Source organism: Micromonospora terminaliae (genome assembly GCF_009671205.1).
Classification (GTDB): domain Bacteria; phylum Actinomycetota; class Actinomycetes; order Mycobacteriales; family Micromonosporaceae; genus Micromonospora; species Micromonospora terminaliae.
In genome coordinates this window covers 6,587,050-6,602,747 of record NZ_CP045309.1, presented here as the reverse complement: position 1 = coordinate 6,602,747, position 15,698 = coordinate 6,587,050, and the positions used below count along the sequence as shown (strand labels likewise).

The following is a 15,698-nucleotide window of genomic DNA, read 5'->3' as shown; positions in this document are numbered from 1 at the left end:
GCCGCGCGGATTGCGCGGCCTTTCGTGGTACGGGAACGGTCAGGGCGTCCAGTCGGGACGCAGCGGGTAGCCGTTCACGCTCTCCGGACCGTTGTGCGTGGCGAGCACCTGGTGCAGCTGGATGCCGTTGCGCTCGAAGGCCATCCGGGAGCCGGCCATGTAGAGCCCCCAGACCCGGGCGGTGGCCGCGCCGACCTCGCCCACGCAGAAGTCCCAGTGCTCGACGAGGTTGCGGCACCAGCCGGCCAGCGTCAGGGCGTAGTGCTGGCGCAGGTTCTCCTCGTGGTGCACCTCCAGCCCGGCGTCGTGGATCTCGCTGATGAGCCGGCCCGGGCCGGCCAGCTCGCCGTCCGGGAAGACGTACCGGTCGATGAACGCGCCGGAGCGGTGCGGGGCCCGGTTGTCCGCGCGGGTGATGCAGTGGTTGAGCAGCCGGCCGCCCGGCTTGAGCCGGCTGCGCAGCGCCCCGAAGTAGGCCGGGTAGTTGCGCACCCCGATGTGCTCGGTCAGCCCGATCGAGGAGATCGCGTCGAACTGCTCACGCGGGGCGTCCCGGTAGTCGAGGTGGCGCACCTCGGCCAGGTCGCCCAGCCCCTCCCGCTCGATGGCGGCCTGCGCCCACTCGGCCTGCGCCCGCGACAGGGTGACCCCGAGCGCCTTGACGCCGTATTCGCGCGCCGCGTGCCGGACCATGCCGCCCCAGCCGCAGCCCACGTCGAGCAGCCGCATCCCCGGCTTGAGCGCCAGCTTGCCGGCGACCAGGTCGTACTTGGCCCGCTGCGCCTCCTCCAGCGTGTCGGTGGGGCTGCGGAAGACCGCGCAGGTGTACGTCATGGACGGGCCGAGCACCTTCTCGTAGAAGGCGTTCGAGACGTCGTAGTGGTGGGAGATGGCGTTGCTGTCCCGGGTGCGGGAGTGGCGCAGCCCGTTCACCACCCGCTTCCAGCGCGGGGCGGCCTCCTGCGGCGGGGGCGGCGGGGGCAGCAGCCGCTCCCAGCCGAGGCCCTTGACCAGGGCGAGCGCCTCGCCCACCGGCGGCATCCGCAGGGGCATCTCGTCCTTGAGCACCCGCAACGCGTCGTACGGGTCGCCCGGGTGGACGCCCTCCAGCCCGAGGTCGCCGCTCACGTAGGCCCGGGCCATGCCCAGGTCGCCGGGTGCGGTGAGCAGGTAGGACAGCCCGCGTTCGGAGCGGATCGCCAGGGTGATCCCGGCGTCGGCCGGGCCGACCGCGCTGCCGTCGTATCCGGTGATGCGCACCGGCAGGTCGCTCTTGGTGACCGCGCGGATCACGTCCGCCACGGTCGGTCCGCCACGCCGGCCCCCCGCCGGCGGGCCGGCCGGGGCACTCGCCGCCCCGGGAGTTCGGTCGGTCAGACTCATGCTCTCGCTACCGCCTTCTCGTACAGTCCGGTCAGCCGGTGGTCCGGGTCGTAGCGTTCCTTCACGGCGCGCCAGGTCTCCCCGCCGTAGAGCCGGTCGAACGCCGCCCGGTCGTAGTACGCGTCGGAGTAGAGCGACTTGTGCCCGCCCGCCTCCGACACCGCGCGCTCGATCTCCCGGTTGACGTCGCCGTCGGCGGCGCCCTCGGCGATCGGCACGCTCCCCCAGAAACCGATGTTCACATAGGTTTCGCCCGGTTGGAGGGGATACAGCGGCCAGGCCCGGGCGGATCCCGGGCCGGCCGGTTCCCGCAGCCGCAGCGGGCACAGCCACACCGGCGTCATCTGCACCGCCCGGGCGAACCAGCGCAGGAAGTCCGGAGTGCCGGCGAGCGGGATCTCCACGTCCTGCACCACCCGCTCCCGGGCCGGCCGGCCCCGCCAGCGGTCGATCCGGGCGGCCACCTGGTGCCGGTGCTCCAGGCGCACCAGCCGGTGGTAGAAGTCGCTGCGCCGGTAGCGCTGCGGCCACAGCCGGCGGACCACCGGGTGCTGCACCCCGAACGCCGCCGAGCACCAGAACCAGTCGGTGTCCCAGCGCCACAGGTAGTCGTAGGTGGTGAGCACGTCGCGGGTGCGCCGGCGCAGCGAGCGGTAGTAGATGTCCTGGCCGGTGTAGTCGCTCGGCGGGCCGTCGGCCTCGTCGGTGAACGTGGCGAGCAGCAGGTACGCCTCGCCGGGGCTGAACATCACCCCGTCCATCCCGTCGACCGGCTCGCCCTCCCAGGAGCCCTTGGCGACCACCTCGGCGATCGCGTCGGTCAGCTCCTCCAGCCGGCTGAACCGGATGTTGCGCAGCGCCACGTAGCGGCGGACCGGTTGCAGCTCGATGCGCAGGCGGGTGGAGTAGCCCAGGCTTCCCAGCGAGTTGGGGAAGGCCCGGAACAGGTCGGCGTGCTCGCCGACCGGCCGGGCCGTGAGCAGGTCGCCAGCCCCGGTGAGGATGTCCAGCTCGGTCACCGACTCGTGCGGCAGGCCGTTGCGGAACGAGGTGGACTCGATGCCCAGCCCGGTCACCGCCCCGCCCAGGGTGATCGTGCGCAGCTGCGGCACGACCAGTGGCATCAGGTTGTGCGGCAGGGTCGCGTCGACCAGGTCCTCGTAGGTGCACATGCCCTGCACGTCGGCGGTCCGGGCATCCGGATCGACCGACAGCACCCCGGTGAGCCCGCTCACGTCCAGGCCGGGGGTGCGCGGCGCGGATCGGGGTCGGAAGAGGTTGGAGGTCTGCTTGGCCAGCCGTACGGGTTCTCCGGCGGGCACCGCGGCGTATGACCGTCGCAGTGCGTCCACCGCCCGCTCATGATCACGGACAGCGTGCATGAGATGACCTTACGCCTGGGTACGACAGTTCGTGGGATGTCCACGGTGGCCTTTTCGGGGCCGCCCGGAGATCCGCGGGTTACCGTGGCGGGCATGTCCTCCCCCGCGCTCACCGCTCTGGACGCCGCCGGCCTGCCCTACCGGGTGATCCGGCACGGCCCGGTGCGCAGCCTCGCCGAGGCGGCGCAGGCGCGCGGCGTCGCGGTCCCCGACGTGGTCAAGACGATCGTGGTCCGGCGCGGCGAGGACGACCACCTGTTCGTGCTGACCCCGGGCGACCGGGTCGTCTCCTGGCCGAAGCTGCGCCAACTGCTCGGGGTGAGCCGGATGTCCATGCCGGACGCGGCCGCCGCCCGGGCGGCCACCGGCTACGAGCGGGGCACCATCACCCCGTTCGGCTCCAGCACGGCCTGGCCGGTGGTCGCCGACGAGCGGCTGCGCGGCCGGGAGATCACGCTGGGCGCGGGCGAGCACGGGGTGGCCGTGGCGGTCGACGCCGACGCCGCCCTCGCCGCGCTCGACGCGACCGTCGCCGACGTCACCGATCCGGAACCGGCCCGCTGAGCGGTGGCCGCCCGCCGGAGCACCGGCATAGCGTGGGGGCATGCCGAAAGCCGTCTGGAACGACCTGGTCGTCGCGGAGAGTGACGACACCGTACTGGTCGAGGGCAACCACTACTTCCCCCGATCGGCCCTGCGCGACGACCTGATCCGCGACTCCGACACCCACACGGTCTGCCCGTGGAAGGGCACCGCCTCCTACTACACGCTCGAACACGCGGGCGCCACCAGCCCGGACGCCGTCTGGTACTACCCGGACCCGAAGCCGGAGGCGGAGATGGTGCGCGACCGGGTGGCGTTCTGGAAGGACGTACGGGTCGTCGACTGAGTCACCCGGCCGCCGGGGCGACTGGCCCTCGACGGCCCCGGTGGGTCAGGATGCCCCCATGGCCGACCCACGCCCCGATCCGTCCGGCACCGTCTACGGCGGTCGCCGGCCGGCCCGCCGCGGGCTGCCGCAGGACCCGCTGATGCGGATCGCGCTGGGCGTCGCCGTGGTGGGCGTACTCCTGGGGGTGTTCTTCGCCACCGGCGTGCTCGGCGCCGGCGGCGGCGACGAGCCGGTGGTGCCGGCGGCGGCCGTGCCGACCCCGGCGGCGAGCGAGTCGAGCCCGGCCGCGCCCACGACGGCGCCGGCCCCCACGACGTCGGCGCCCTCGCCGAGCGCCGCGCCGACCACACCGGCGGTCCCCGCGGCCACCCCGAAGGTCATCCGCGGGATCCCCTCGAACCTCTGCCTCGGGGTGACCGGCGACGACCCCGAGGGCGCGCACGCCGCACTGGCCGACTGCACGGGCGGGCCAGAGCAGCAGTGGGTGGTCACCCCGGTGGCCGCCGACACCTACGTCCTGGTCAACGCGACCAGCGGCAAGTGCCTCGACGTGTACGGGCAGAGCACCGACGACGGCACGGACCTGGTGCAGTGGTCCTGCAACGGCCAGGCCAACCAGCAGTGGAAGCTGAACCCCACCGGGTCGGGCCCGGTGCTGCTGGTCGCCGTGCACAGCGGCAAGTGCGCCCAGGTCGACGACGCCGGCACCGAGGCCGGGAGCGAGCTCGAACAGGCCCCCTGCAACGGCGCACCCGAGCAGCAGTGGGCGGTCGGCTGACCCGTCAGCCCCGGTAGCTCCAGGCCCGGCGGCCGACCGCCACGGGAAGGGCGAACGCGGGCTCGTCGCCCCGGCGGCGCAGCAGCAGGGAGAGCCCCGCCGCGCCGATCGAGAGGGCACCGGCCACGTACCAGGCCGGGGCGTAGTCGCCGAGCCGGTCGCGGACCAGCCCGGCCCCGGTGGCGGCGAGCGCCGCGCCGACCTGGTGGGCGGCGAACACCCAGCCGAAGACGACCGCGCCGGACGCGCCGAACCACTCCCGGCACAGCGCCACGGTGGGCGGCACGGTGGCCACCCAGTCCAGGCCGTAGAAGACGATGAAGACCAGCATGCTCGGCCGCGCGGAGTCGGCGAAGAGGCTCGGCAGCACCAGCAGCGAGGCGCCGCGCAGCGCGTAGTAGGCGCCGAGCAGCAGCCGGCTGTCCACCCGGTCGGTGAGCCAGCCGGAGGCGACCGTGCCGACGATGTCGAAGAGCCCAACCAGGGCGAGCAGGCCGGCCGCGGTGGTCTCCGGCAGCCCGTGGTCGTGCGCGGCCGGCACGAAGTGGGTGCCGACCAGGCCGTTCGTGGTCGCGCCGCAGATCGCGAAGCCGCCGGCCAGCAGCCAGAACGGCCGGGTCCGCGCGGCGGCGGCCAGCGCGCCGATCGCCCGGGCCGCCGCCCCGCCGGCCGGCGGCGCCGGGGGCACGACCTCGGCCGCGCCGTAGGCGGGCAGGTCGAGATCCGCCGGGTGCTCGCGGAGCAGCCACACCACCAGGGGTACGACCGCCAGCGCGGCCCCGGCCACGACCAGCGCCGCCACCCGCCAGCCGTGGTCGCGTACCAGCACGGCGACCAGCGGGAGGAACACCAGCTGGCCCGCGGCGCCGCCGGCCGTGAGCACGCCGGTGACCAGGCCCCGGCGCTTGACGAACCAACGCCCGGTGACCGTCGCCACGAAGGCCAGCGCCATCGAGCCGGTGCCCAGCCCCACGAGTACGCCCCAGCAGAGGATCAGCTGCCAGCTCGCCGTCATACCCACGGTCAGCGCGCTGCCCAGCGCCACCAGCAGCAGCGCCCCGGCGACCACCCGGCGGATGCCGAACCGGTCCATCAGTGCGGCGGCGAAGGGGGCGGTGAGCCCGTAGAGCATGAGGTTGACCGAGACCGCGGCGGAGATGGTGGCCAGCGGCCAGCCGAACTCGGCGTGCAGCGGGTGCAACAGCACGCCGGGGGTAGCGCGGAAGCCGGCGGCGCCGACCAGGGCGACGAACGAGACGCCGGCCACGAGCCAGGCCGGATGCAGACGGTGTCGGGTCACGTTCCGAGTCTCGGCGGGCCGGGCCGGCGCGACGAGTGGCCGGAAAGCCATCATGCGCAATAATCGGGCCATGCACCGTATCGCCGTCCTTGCCCTCGACGACGTGGTCGGCCTCGACCTGGGCACCCCGTCTCAGGTCTTCGGCACCGCCCGCACCGGCGACCTGACCCCCCTCTACCGCGTCGAGGTCTGCACCCCGGGCGGCCGGCCCGTCCGCAGCACGGCCGGCTTCCAGGTCCTGCCCGACCACGGCCTCGAGCTGCTGGACTCCGCCGACACGGTGATCGTCCCCGGCCTCCACGACGGCCCCCCACTGACCGACGGGACGCTGGACGCTGCGGTGGCGGCCGCGCTGCGCGCCGCCCACGACCGGGGTGCCCGGATCATGTCGATCTGCACGGGCGCGTTCGTGCTGGCCGCCGCCGGCCTGCTCGACGGCCGCCGGGCCACCACCCACTGGGCGTACGCGGACCGGTTCCGCCGGTTCCACCCGCAGGTGGACCTCGACCCGGACGTGCTCTTCATCGACGACGACGGGGTGCTCACCTCGGCCGGGGTGGCCGCCGGCATCGACCTCTGCCTGCACGTCATCCGCACCGACCACGGCAGCGCGGTGGCCAACCGGTCGGCCCGGCGCTGCGTGGTGCCGCCGTGGCGCGACGGCGGCCAGGCCCAGTACATCGAGCGCCCGGTGCCGCGGACCACGGACACCGGCACGGCGGCCACCCGGGAGTGGGCCCGGCAACGGCTGCACGAACCGGTCGCCCTGCGCGAACTGGCCGCGCACGCCCGGATGAGCGTGCGCACCTTCACCCGGCACTTCCGCTCGGAGACCGGGCTCAGCCCGGCGCAGTGGCTGCTCCAGCAGCGCACCGAGCACGCCCGGGTGCTGCTGGAGACCACGGACCTGACGGTCGACCAGATCGCCCGGCACGCCGGCTTCGGCACCACGGCAGCCCTGCGCCAGCACTTCCACTCGCGGGTCGGAGTGGCCCCCAGCGCCTACCGCCGCACCTTCCGCCCGGTTCCCTGAACGGGCGGTTGTTCCGTCTGCTGGGTGGCCGACCTGGCATCGGCGAGGCTCCGGTGGCGGCCGCCCGGCGTGGTGGCCGCTGGCTGCGGTCAGGTGAGGTGGCCGGGCGGCTGCGGCGGCTGCCCCGGCTCAGTGGCCGCCGCGTGCGGTCAGGCCAGGTGGGGCTGGCGGCGGAGGGCGCGGAGCTGGGCCAGGTGCATGGGGAGGTGGACGCGGGTGTGCAGGTCGAGCGCCCGACCCCAGGGCAGGGACTCGTCCACGTCGAGGTCGAAGCCCTCCCGCAGCACGGTGTCGACCGGCGTCTCGGCGGCCGGGCCGAGGCGGTCGGCGAGGGCGCAGAGCTTCTGGCTCGTGGCCCGGAGCAGCACGGCGAGTCCGTCCAGGCCGCCGCACTCGGAGACCAGCGCGTCGAGCTGCGGCCGGTGGATGGTCTCCAGGTCGTAGTAGGCGAACGGCGAGCCGACCAGCACCGCCTCGGTCGCCTCGCTCATCAGCTCGTCGTTGGCGGCGAGGTGCGCCACGATCTGCTCGGCGCTCAACTCCCCGTCCGGGGGCGGCCCGAACCCGCCCGTGTCCACCTCCACGAGCACCTCTTCGTACGCCCGCCGCAACGCCGCGGCGTCCACCTCGTCCATGCCCGCATCCAACCCCCGCCCGCGACGCCCCCACCGCGGGTACGCCGCCGCGTTCACCCGGATGGGGCTTCCGACGTGTCGCGATCTTGGCAAGTTGCCGTTCCCTGCCGACGACAACTCGCCAAGATCTGAAGACGCCGCTGGCCGGCACCCCGTGTTGGGGGTGCCGGCCAGCGTTCGTTGTGTGTGTCAGCTGTTCCAGTTGTGGGCGACGATGTCGGCGGCCTGCTGCTCCCACTGCGCGTACGCGTCGGGGTAGGCCGAGACCTGCACGGTCTGGGCGGCCTCGGTCAGCGGCATGTCCTGCCAGCCGTCGACCTGCTTCAGGCCCTTCTCGAACGCCAGGGTGGCGTACTCGGGGTCGGTGATCTGCTCCGGCGAACCCCAACCACTGGACGGGCGCTGCTGGAACAGGCCCAGCGAGTCATGGTCGTTGGCGTCGCCGAGGTGGCCCAGGTTCTCCAGCTTCGACTCCTGCAGGCTGGTCGCGATCGAGATGACCGCCGCCCGCTCCGGCAGACCGGCCTTCTTCGTCGCCGCGATGATCGCCTTGGCGTTGGCGGTCTGCTCGTCGTTCAGGTCGATCTTCGACTGGGCGCCCTGCACGCCGTGCGGGATCAGCTTGTCACCCTGCACCGCGACCGCAGCCGGCTTGGTGCCCTGCACCGGGGCAGCGTCGGCGTGGGCGGCGACCGGACCGGCGAAGATCCCACCGGTGAAGGCCAGACCAGCAATACCCAGCACGCTCTTCCGCAGCATCGTGTTCATGAGAAAGCTCCTCGGGGGTTGGCGCACACACCGATGGGGGTCGGCCGTGCGCAAGCACCACGTCAGGCGCTCAAAGAAAGTCTTGGGGGATCATCGGCGCGCGGGGCTGAGCCTCTTCGTCGCGCCGGGACCATGTACAACGACCGGCGGCCCACCATCATTCCGGGATCGCCGCGCCCATCTCGGGGGCGGTCCGGGGGCCGGCCACCCCGATCCGCGGGGCGCCTTCCTCGGTCGTTCACCCGGATACAACGACCCCCGCCCGCCGGCCATTCCACCGCCGGGATGCCGCCGATCACAGCCCCGATCCGGACATTCACCCCAAGCCGCGCAACGATCGTCGCGCCGGCTGCAGATCTTGGACAGTTACCGTTCGCAGCGAACAGCAACTGTCCAAGATCGCCCCAGAACCGCATGCACATGACGCCCGGCCCGGGCGTGTGGAACACCATGGGTGTATCCGGGCTGCGGAGACATCCATGCCGTTCCACTCAGCGGCCGGGTGATGGCGAAATCCGACATTCCTCGCGACAGCTAGCGATCTTGGCGAGTTTCCGTTCGCCGCGAACGGCAAGTCGCCAAGATCTGCGCGCGGGCTCGTAGGAGACTGCCGAGCCCGGCCTCGATCCGCCCTTGCCCCACCGGCCGGCCAGATGGACGTGATCGACTCCAGACCGCCGAAGTGGGGGCATCCCGGCACAGGCCGACTCCGCCACCTCGCCGAGCCGGAGTCGATCAAGCGAGAGGGCCGGGACCGGCCCGAGGGCACCAGCACGCCCAGCCGCCGCTACCGGTCACCCGGCGCAACGGTCAGCTCGCTCGGGGCCAGCGCGGCCGGGTGGCCTCAACGGCGCCCGATTCCAGTTCGCTGAGGTGGCGGTATCGGAACCCCGCGGACAGCGCCACCTCGGCGAGCTGGAGGGCGGTCAGCGAGGTGGCGGTATCGGAACCCTGAGGACAGCGCCACCTCGGCGAGCTGGAGCGAGGTCAGCGGCGGCCGTGGCGGGCGCGGAGGTAGTCGGAGACGACGTACTCGCCGAGGTCGTCGAGGTCGGGGGTGAACATCCGGCCCTTGGATCGGCGGGCCACCGCGTCCACGAACCGGCGCAGCCCCGGGTCGTCACCGAGCATGAACAGGTTCAGCGTGGCGCCGTACCGGGTCAGCTTGTCCACCTCGCGGATGGTCGCCTCGATGGTCTCGGGCAGCGGCGGCCAGTGGAAGTACGCCTCCCCGCCCTCCGGGTCGAGGTGGGCCGTGGGCTCTCCGTCGGTGACCACCAGCACGACCGGCTCGGCGCCCGGGTGCCGGCGCAGGTGCCGCCCGGCCAGCCGCAGCGCGTGCTGGAGGTTGGTGCCCTGCTCCATGTCCGGCTCCACGGCGGCCAGCTCCTGCTGGGTCAGCGGCATGGCCTCCCGGCCGAAACCGATGATCTGCAGGGCGTCCTGCGGGAAGCGCGTCGCCATGAGGTGCGACAGGGCCAGCGCCGTCTGCTTCATCGGCCCCCAACGGCCCTGCGAGATCATCGAGTACGACAGGTCGACGCAGAGCGCCACCGCCGCCGATGCCCGCCGCTCGGTCTCCATCACCTCGAAGTCCTCGACCGCGAGCTGCACGGGCACCCCGGGGCCGGCCCGGCGGACCGCGCGGGTGAGGGTGCGCACCACGTCGAGGGGCTGCTCGTCGCCGTACTCCCACTGGCGGGAGGCGCCGCTCACCTCGCCGGCGGCACCCGCGGAGCGCAGGTCGTGCTGGCCGCGCGGGCCGGCGGTCAGGTCGGCGAAGACCCGGCGCAGGGCGGTGCCGGCGAGCCGGCGCAGCGCCTTCGGGCTGAGCGTCAGCCCCTCGGCGTCCCGGGTCACCCAGCCCTGCCTGCGCAGCTCGCGTTCCAGCTCCTGCAGCCGGCGTACGTCGTCGGCGGCGTCCCGGCCGAGCGTCCGGGCGACCGCCTCGACGTCGACGTCGTCGAGGGTGGCGCCGGGGTGGTCCTGGTCGAGGGAGTCCAGCAGCTCGTCCAGTTCGGCGATCTCGCCGAGCGCGCCGGTGGCCTCGCCGTAGCCGAGCGGCTGGTCGCCTCGGACCCGTTCGCCGCGCTGCCAGTTGAGGTCGGGGCGCAGCGACCGCAGGTGGGCGTCGAGCTGGGACAGCTCCCCGGCCAGCTGCTCGCCGAGGGACTGGCGCATGAGCCCGGCCAGTTCCTCGCGCTGCCGGTCGGACAGCGACCGCATGAGCCGCTCCCCGGCCGCCGACCGGCGGGCCAGCACGTCGATCAGCTCGTCGACGTCCTTCGGCCGCTCCGGGAAGAACTCGCCGTGCCGCCGCATGAACTCGGCGAACGCGTCGGTGGTGTCCTCGGACCGGGCGTGCCGGGCGAGCAGGTCGTTGAGGTCGTGCATCATCTCGGCCAGCTGCCGCTGGGCGGCCGGGTCGGCGGCGGCCCGCGCCGCGTCGCGCAGCCCGGCGAAGCGCTGCTCGAGCACCTCGCCGCGCAGCCCGTCGAGGATCCGCTGGTAGCTGGCGCGCGCCTCGTCGCTGGCCCAGTCGTACCCGGACAGTTCCTCCACGGCCCGGGCGGTCGAGCGGGGCAGGTTGTCCAGCACCGCCTCGGCGAAGCGGGCGTCGTCGTCGTCCCGCCCGCGCAGCTCCTCCCGCTCGGCGGCGAGGGCCTGGTCGAGCAGTGCCTGCGCACGGGTCACCGCGCCGTCCAGGTCGCCCCGGCGCAGCGCCTCCCGGCGCAGCCGGCGGGCCCGGGCGGCCACGTCGTCCAGGCCGCCGCGCCCCTGCGGGCCGCGCCGCAGCAGGTCGCGCAGCGCGTCCCGCAGGCTGCCGCCGGCGAGGACCTCCGCGCCCACCGCGTCCACGGCGGCGCGTACGTCGTAGGGCGGGGCGAGCGGGTCGGGCCCGCCGCGCCACTGCCCGTACCGGAACCGGTTGCCGGCCATGGTCAGCCCCGGCCGCCGTAGACGGTGCGCCCGGACTCGGTGACGTCCTTGCCCAGCCGGCGGGTGAGGTGCAGGCCCTCAAGGACGAACTCGATCCCGGCGGCGGCCTCCTCGGGGGTGGGCGCGTCGCCGAGGCCGAGCCGGTCGAGCACCTTGGCCAGCCCGGGTACGGTGCCGACCTGGCGGAGCAGTTCGGCCGAGGAGACCAGCTCGCCGGTCTCGATCTCGGCGCCCTCGGCGACCAGCGCGGTGAACCCGGAGAGGTCCAGCCCGGCCAGCCGGGCCCGGAACGTCTCGGCGGTGGCGGTCCGCAGCAGGTGACCGAGGACCTCGATCTCCCGGCCCTCCTCGCCGCTCTCGAACTCGACCTTGCCGCGCAGCGTGGAGGTCACCGAGACGGCGTCGCCGACCCGGGCGACCGGGGCCTCGTGGGCGGCGGCGGCCAGCAGGCCGGCGCGGCGCAGCGCGGCGGCCGCGACGGTTTCGGCGGCGGCGATGGCGAAGCGGGCGGAGACGCCGGACCGCGGGTCCACCGACGGCGACTCGCGGACGGCGCGGGCGAACCGGGCGAGCACCTCCAGCACGTGCTCCGGGACGGTGGCGTGCAGGTCCGCCTCCTGCCGGATCAGGGCCAGCTCCAGCTCCAGGTCGAGCGGGTAGTGGGTGCGGATCTCCGCACCGAAGCGGTCCTTGAGCGGGGTGATGATCCGGCCCCGGTTGGTGTAGTCCTCCGGGTTGGCGCTGGCCACCAGGAGCAGGTCCAGCGGCAGCCGGAGCTGGTAGCCGCGGACCTGGATGTCCCGTTCCTCCAGCACGTTGAGCAGCGCCACCTGGATGCGCTCGGCCAGGTCGGGCAGCTCGTTGACGGCGAAGACGCCCCGGTTGGTGCGCGGCACGAGTCCGAAGTGGATGGTCTCCGGGTCGCCGAGGGTACGCCCCTGGGCGAGCCGGATCGGGTCGACGTCGCCGATGAGGTCGCCGACGCTGGTGTCCGGGGTGGCGAGCTTCTCGCCGTAGCGCATCGAGCGGTGCAGCCAGCCGATCGGCAGGTCGTCGCCGCGCTCGGCGACGAGGGCGCGGGACGCCGGGGTGAGCGGGTGCATCGGGTGCTCGTTGAGCACCGAGCCGGGGAGCACCGGGGTCCACTCGTCGAGCAGCGCGCCGAGGGAGCGGATGAGCCGGGTCTTGCCCTGGCCGCGCTCGCCGAGCAGCACCATGTCGTGGCCGGCGAGCAGGGCCCGCTCGACCTCGGGCAGCACCGTGTCCTCGTACCCGACGATGCCGGGGAAGCGCTCCTCGCCGGCGCGCATCCGGGCGAGGAGGTTGTCGCGGAGTTCCTGCTTGACCGTGCGGTAGTGATGGCCGGACGCCCGCAGCTCGCCGAGCGTGCCGGGCAGGTCGGCGGGCGGGACCGGGGGAACCTGGTTGGGCGCAGTCACCCGACCCACGCTATCTCGGCCGGGTGACCGCGCGCCGCCTTCCGGGTTGCCGGCCCCGTCACCGACCGGGGACGGGCCGCCCGCAGCGGGCGCACGCACCCCGCCGCCGCAGGTAATACGCCAGGGTGGCCGCGCCCAGCGCGACGCCCCAGAGCGGCCACAGCAGCGCCGGCGCGGAGGCCAGGCTGAACCCGCCGGCCATCCGCCAGAACTCCGGGTTGCTCATGAGCCCGAGGGTGGCGGCCGTCACCGCCACGGCGACCAGCGTCGCCGGTATCACCGCCAGCTTGATCGGCACCCGCCGGCCGGCCAGGCCCACCATCCAGCGGGGGAACCGTTCGCCCCAGGGGCGGACCAGCCCGAGGGTGAGGATCGCCCCGACGGTGGCGAACCCGCCCAGCCCGGCCCCGGCCCAGACCAGCCCGGTCTCCCGCATCTCGGCCAGGAAGTCCCGGGAGATGCCCAGCGGGATACCGGCCGCCCAGGCAAACCGGGTGAGCGCGTAGACGAAGGGGATCACGGCGGCCGTGTACGCGGCCCAGCGCCCCCAGCGGGCCGCCGAGGCGGGCGAGGTCCAGCCCCGCTCGTGGTCGTCCCGGCCGCAGGCCGGGCAGGCGCCGGCGGTCCGCCGCTGCCAGAGCAGCAGCGCCCCGGCCAGCAGGACGCCGCCGACGAGTGCGGCGCACCGGGCCGCCAGCGGCCAGTCGAAGATCTGCCCGTAGTCGACGGGCGGCCAGCCGAACGGGGCGCCGATGATCAGGATTGGCAGGTAGCCGAGCACGATCAGCACCCGGGCGTCCGGGACGACCACGGTCAGCGCGAAGACGACCGCCCAGCCGTAGCCGAGCAGCAGCGCGCGGGGCAGGCCGGGGCGGCGTACCGTCGCGGGGCCGCTCATGGCGAGGGCCGCGACCGCCGCGAGCAGCAGCACCCCGGCGAAGATCGGCGCTCCGGTGTCGACCGGGACCAGCCGGAGCAGGCTGACGTCGCCGCCGTGCGGGTCGTTGGCGCCGAACGGGTAGCCGGCGCCGGTCAGTGTCGAGACCAGGGCGAGCACGCCCCAGCCGCCGAGCCAGGCGGCGGCGAGCGGGGCGGCCAGGTCGAGCCGGGTCCGGGCGGCCCGACGAGGTGGGGAATCGGTCGTTGTCGTCATGCTCCCAGCGTCGGCCGGGCGCCCTCCGGATCCCTCCCGCGCCGGGGTGGACCGCCTCCCCCACCGGAGGGACTCCTCAGCCGGCCGGCATTACGAAACCCGACTCGTAGGCGGCGATCACCGCCTGGGTCCGGTCGCGCACCCCGAGCTTGGCCAGCACGTTGCCGACGTGCGTCTTGACGGTCTCCACGCCGACCACCAGCCGGTCGGCGATCTCCGGGTTGGACAGCCCGGCGGCCATGAGCCGCAGCACCTCGCCCTCCCGCTCGGTGAGCCGGGCCGCGCGCAGCCCGTCGCCGCCCCGGACGCCGTACGCGCCGGCGAGCCGCCGGATCGCCGCCGGGAAGAGCAGTGACTCACCGGCCGCCACCACCCGGATCGCCTCCACGACCTCGGCCGGGCGGGCCCGCTTGAGCAGGAACCCGCTGGCCCCGGCGCGCAGCGCCTCGTAGACGTACTCGTCGTTGGCGAACGTGGTGACGACGAGCACCCGGGGCGGGTCGGCGGAGGCGGCCAGCAGCCGCCGGGTGGCCTGGATGCCGTCGATGGCCGGCATCCGGACGTCCATGAGCACCACCCGGGGGCGCAGCCGGGCCACCAGCGGCGGCACCTCGGCGCCGTCCGTGGCCTCGCCGACCACCCGCAGGTCCGGCTGGGCGTCCACGATCGCCCGCAGGCCGACCCGGATCAGCTCGTCGTCGTCGACGATCAGCACGTCGATGGTCACCGGGTCTCCCCCCTCGGCGCCGGCAGGGTGACCCGGACCCGCCAGCGGTCGCCCTCCGGGCCGGCCGTGAGCTGCCCGCCGAGCAGCAGCACCCGCTCCCGCATGCCGTCCAGGCCGCGCCCGCCGCCACCCGGCCCGGTTGTGCCGCGCAGCGCGTTGACCAGCTCGATCTCCAGACGACCAGGGGGTACGGCCACCCGCAGGCGCACCGGTCCCCGGCCGTGCCGGGCCGCGTTGGTCAGCCCCTCCTGCACGATCCGGTAGCCCTCCCGGGACACCACGGCGGGCAGCCCGTCGAGCGCCCCGCTGACCCGGGACTCCACGGCCAGGCCGGCCGCCCGGGTGTCGGCGACCAGGCGGTCCAGCCCGTTCAGGGTGGCCTGCGGCGCGGTGGGCGCGGGCGCCGTCCCGTCCGCCGTCTCCCGGAGCAGGCCGAGCACGTGGTCCAGGTCGTCCATCGCCCGGCGGCTGGTCTCCTCGATGGCGCGCAGCGCCCGGCGGGTGAACTCCGGATCGGTGTCGAGCAGCTCGCGGGCGGCGCCGGCCTGGAGGGTCGCCACGGTCAAGGCGTGCCCCACCGAGTCGTGCAGCTCGCGGGCCAGCCGGTTGCGCTCGGCCAGGCGGGCGGACCGGGCCTCCAGGGCGGCGATCCGCTCGGCCTGGGCCGGGCCGAGCAGCACGGGCGCCATCGAGGCGGCGAGCGCGCCCAGCCCGGCGACCGCGTACCCGAGCGCGACCAGCAGGGCCAGCCCGGCCAGTCCCGCCACGACCGGGCGGTCCGGGTCGAACGGGCCGAAGCCGTCGCCGGGGCCGGCGCCGGTGTCCACGCCGGCCAGCCCGGCGAGGAAGACCAGCGCCATGGGGAACGCGCTGATCGCCGCGAACAGCACGAGCGCGCCGGTGAGCAGGTGCAGGGCGATCCAGAGCGCGGAGCGCAGCCGGGTCTCCCGGTCGATCCGGTGGCCCGGCGCGGGCTCGGGCAGGTCGACCTCGAGCAGCGCCCGCGCGGCGGCGATCTCCAGCGCCCGGCTGCCGGCGAGGAACACCGGCACGGCGGCGAGCCCCCCGCCGACCAGCAGCAGCCCGCCGCCGACCGGACGGGGCACGCCGGCGTTGCCGAGCAGTTGCGCGAACGCCGCCACGAGCAGCGCGTACGGCAGGGCGAGCACCCCGCCGAGGAGCAGGAACACGGCGCGCCGCCAGGTGCTCCCGCGCACCAGCGGCGCCAGCACGCCCGGGACCGTCACCCGGTCATTCTGCCGCCCGAC

Annotated in this window: 14 protein-coding genes; 4 read left to right on the top strand and 10 right to left on the bottom strand. The window is 74.6% G+C overall.

The window, feature by feature from the left end:
• Positions 1 to 39: 39 nt before the first annotated feature.
• On the bottom strand, positions 40 to 1,383 hold the full coding sequence (locus GCE86_RS30765; RefSeq protein WP_154230159.1) for a class I SAM-dependent methyltransferase: 1,344 nt from the start codon (positions 1,381 to 1,383) through the stop codon (positions 40 to 42).
• On the bottom strand, positions 1,380 to 2,765 hold the full coding sequence (locus GCE86_RS30760) for an FAD-binding oxidoreductase (RefSeq protein WP_154230158.1): 1,386 nt from the start codon (positions 2,763 to 2,765) through the stop codon (positions 1,380 to 1,382). The genes GCE86_RS30765 and GCE86_RS30760 overlap by 4 nt, the downstream gene beginning before the upstream one ends.
• 93 nt (positions 2,766 to 2,858) lie before the next feature.
• Here GCE86_RS30760 and GCE86_RS30755 point away from each other — a divergent pair, with 93 nt between their 5' ends.
• Genes GCE86_RS30755 through GCE86_RS30745 form a run of 3 tightly spaced genes read left to right on the top strand, consistent with a single transcriptional unit; the run spans position 2,859 to position 4,435 of the window.
• Positions 2,859 to 3,329 (top strand): aminoacyl-tRNA deacylase, encoded by a 471-nt coding sequence (locus tag GCE86_RS30755; protein WP_239543202.1) that lies wholly within the window; start codon positions 2,859 to 2,861, stop codon positions 3,327 to 3,329.
• Between the two features lie 40 nt (positions 3,330 to 3,369).
• A complete protein-coding gene (locus tag GCE86_RS30750; RefSeq protein ID WP_091269458.1) occupies positions 3,370 to 3,654 on the top strand; it encodes a DUF427 domain-containing protein in 285 nt (94 codons plus the stop codon).
• 58 nt (positions 3,655 to 3,712) lie between these two features.
• Positions 3,713 to 4,435 carry an RICIN domain-containing protein gene (locus GCE86_RS30745; protein ID WP_154230156.1) on the top strand — a complete coding sequence of 241 codons (723 nt, stop codon included), beginning with the start codon at positions 3,713 to 3,715 and terminating at the stop codon, positions 4,433 to 4,435.
• 4 nt (positions 4,436 to 4,439) lie between these two features.
• Here the strand turns inward: GCE86_RS30745 and GCE86_RS30740 are convergent, their stop codons facing one another.
• Positions 4,440 to 5,735 carry an MFS transporter gene (locus GCE86_RS30740; RefSeq protein WP_154230155.1) on the bottom strand — a complete coding sequence of 432 codons (1,296 nt, stop codon included), beginning with the start codon at positions 5,733 to 5,735 and terminating at the stop codon, positions 4,440 to 4,442.
• Between the two features lie 52 nt (positions 5,736 to 5,787).
• Here GCE86_RS30740 and GCE86_RS30735 point away from each other — a divergent pair, with 52 nt between their 5' ends.
• Complete coding sequence (locus GCE86_RS30735) at positions 5,788 to 6,768, top strand: GlxA family transcriptional regulator (RefSeq protein ID WP_154230154.1); 981 nt, start codon at positions 5,788 to 5,790, stop codon at positions 6,766 to 6,768.
• 149 nt (positions 6,769 to 6,917) lie between these two features.
• Here the strand turns inward: GCE86_RS30735 and GCE86_RS30730 are convergent, their stop codons facing one another.
• The 7 genes from GCE86_RS30730 to GCE86_RS30700 all read right to left on the bottom strand — a co-directional run bounded on the left by GCE86_RS30730 (position 6,918) and on the right by GCE86_RS30700 (position 15,677).
• Complete coding sequence (locus GCE86_RS30730) at positions 6,918 to 7,394, bottom strand: hypothetical protein (protein WP_154230736.1); 477 nt, start codon at positions 7,392 to 7,394, stop codon at positions 6,918 to 6,920.
• Between the two features lie 198 nt (positions 7,395 to 7,592).
• Positions 7,593 to 8,171, bottom strand: a complete 579-nt coding sequence (locus GCE86_RS30725; RefSeq protein ID WP_154230153.1) for a hypothetical protein — start codon at positions 8,169 to 8,171, stop codon at positions 7,593 to 7,595.
• A 987-nt stretch (positions 8,172 to 9,158) separates the two neighbouring features.
• A complete protein-coding gene (locus tag GCE86_RS30720) occupies positions 9,159 to 11,111 on the bottom strand; it encodes a vWA domain-containing protein (protein WP_154230152.1) in 1,953 nt (650 codons plus the stop codon).
• A 2-nt stretch (positions 11,112 to 11,113) separates the two neighbouring features.
• Complete coding sequence (locus GCE86_RS30715; RefSeq protein WP_154230151.1) at positions 11,114 to 12,559, bottom strand: magnesium chelatase ATPase subunit I; 1,446 nt, start codon at positions 12,557 to 12,559, stop codon at positions 11,114 to 11,116.
• 49 nt (positions 12,560 to 12,608) lie between these two features.
• The gene (locus GCE86_RS30710) at positions 12,609 to 13,703 is read right to left on the bottom strand and encodes a hypothetical protein (RefSeq protein ID WP_154230150.1); all 1,095 of its coding nucleotides are present in this window, start codon (positions 13,701 to 13,703) and stop codon (positions 12,609 to 12,611) included.
• Positions 13,704 to 13,779: 76 nt separating this feature from the next.
• Positions 13,780 to 14,430 carry a response regulator gene (locus GCE86_RS30705; RefSeq protein ID WP_154230149.1) on the bottom strand — a complete coding sequence of 217 codons (651 nt, stop codon included), beginning with the start codon at positions 14,428 to 14,430 and terminating at the stop codon, positions 13,780 to 13,782.
• Complete coding sequence (locus GCE86_RS30700) at positions 14,427 to 15,677, bottom strand: sensor histidine kinase (protein WP_154230148.1); 1,251 nt, start codon at positions 15,675 to 15,677, stop codon at positions 14,427 to 14,429. Before GCE86_RS30700 ends, GCE86_RS30705 begins: the two co-directional genes overlap by 4 nt.
• Positions 15,678 to 15,698: the final 21 nt, after the last annotated feature.

Bases quoted from the DNA above. Each gene is read 5' to 3' on its own strand.
- GCE86_RS30765 (WP_154230159.1), bottom strand. From the start codon at position 1,383: ATGAGTCTGACCGACCGAACTCCCGGGGCGGCGAGTGCCCCGGCCGGC.
- GCE86_RS30760 (WP_154230158.1), bottom strand. From the start codon at position 2,765: ATGCACGCTGTCCGTGATCATGAGCGGGCGGTGGACGCACTGCGACGG.
- GCE86_RS30755 (WP_239543202.1), top strand. From the start codon at position 2,859: ATGTCCTCCCCCGCGCTCACCGCTCTGGACGCCGCCGGCCTGCCCTAC.
- GCE86_RS30750 (WP_091269458.1), top strand. From the start codon at position 3,370: ATGCCGAAAGCCGTCTGGAACGACCTGGTCGTCGCGGAGAGTGACGAC.
- GCE86_RS30745 (WP_154230156.1), top strand. From the start codon at position 3,713: ATGGCCGACCCACGCCCCGATCCGTCCGGCACCGTCTACGGCGGTCGC.
- GCE86_RS30735 (WP_154230154.1), top strand. From the start codon at position 5,788: ATGCGCAATAATCGGGCCATGCACCGTATCGCCGTCCTTGCCCTCGAC.
- GCE86_RS30725 (WP_154230153.1), bottom strand. From the start codon at position 8,171: ATGAACACGATGCTGCGGAAGAGCGTGCTGGGTATTGCTGGTCTGGCC.
- GCE86_RS30720 (WP_154230152.1), bottom strand. From the start codon at position 11,111: ATGGCCGGCAACCGGTTCCGGTACGGGCAGTGGCGCGGCGGGCCCGAC.
- GCE86_RS30710 (WP_154230150.1), bottom strand. From the start codon at position 13,703: ATGACGACAACGACCGATTCCCCACCTCGTCGGGCCGCCCGGACCCGG.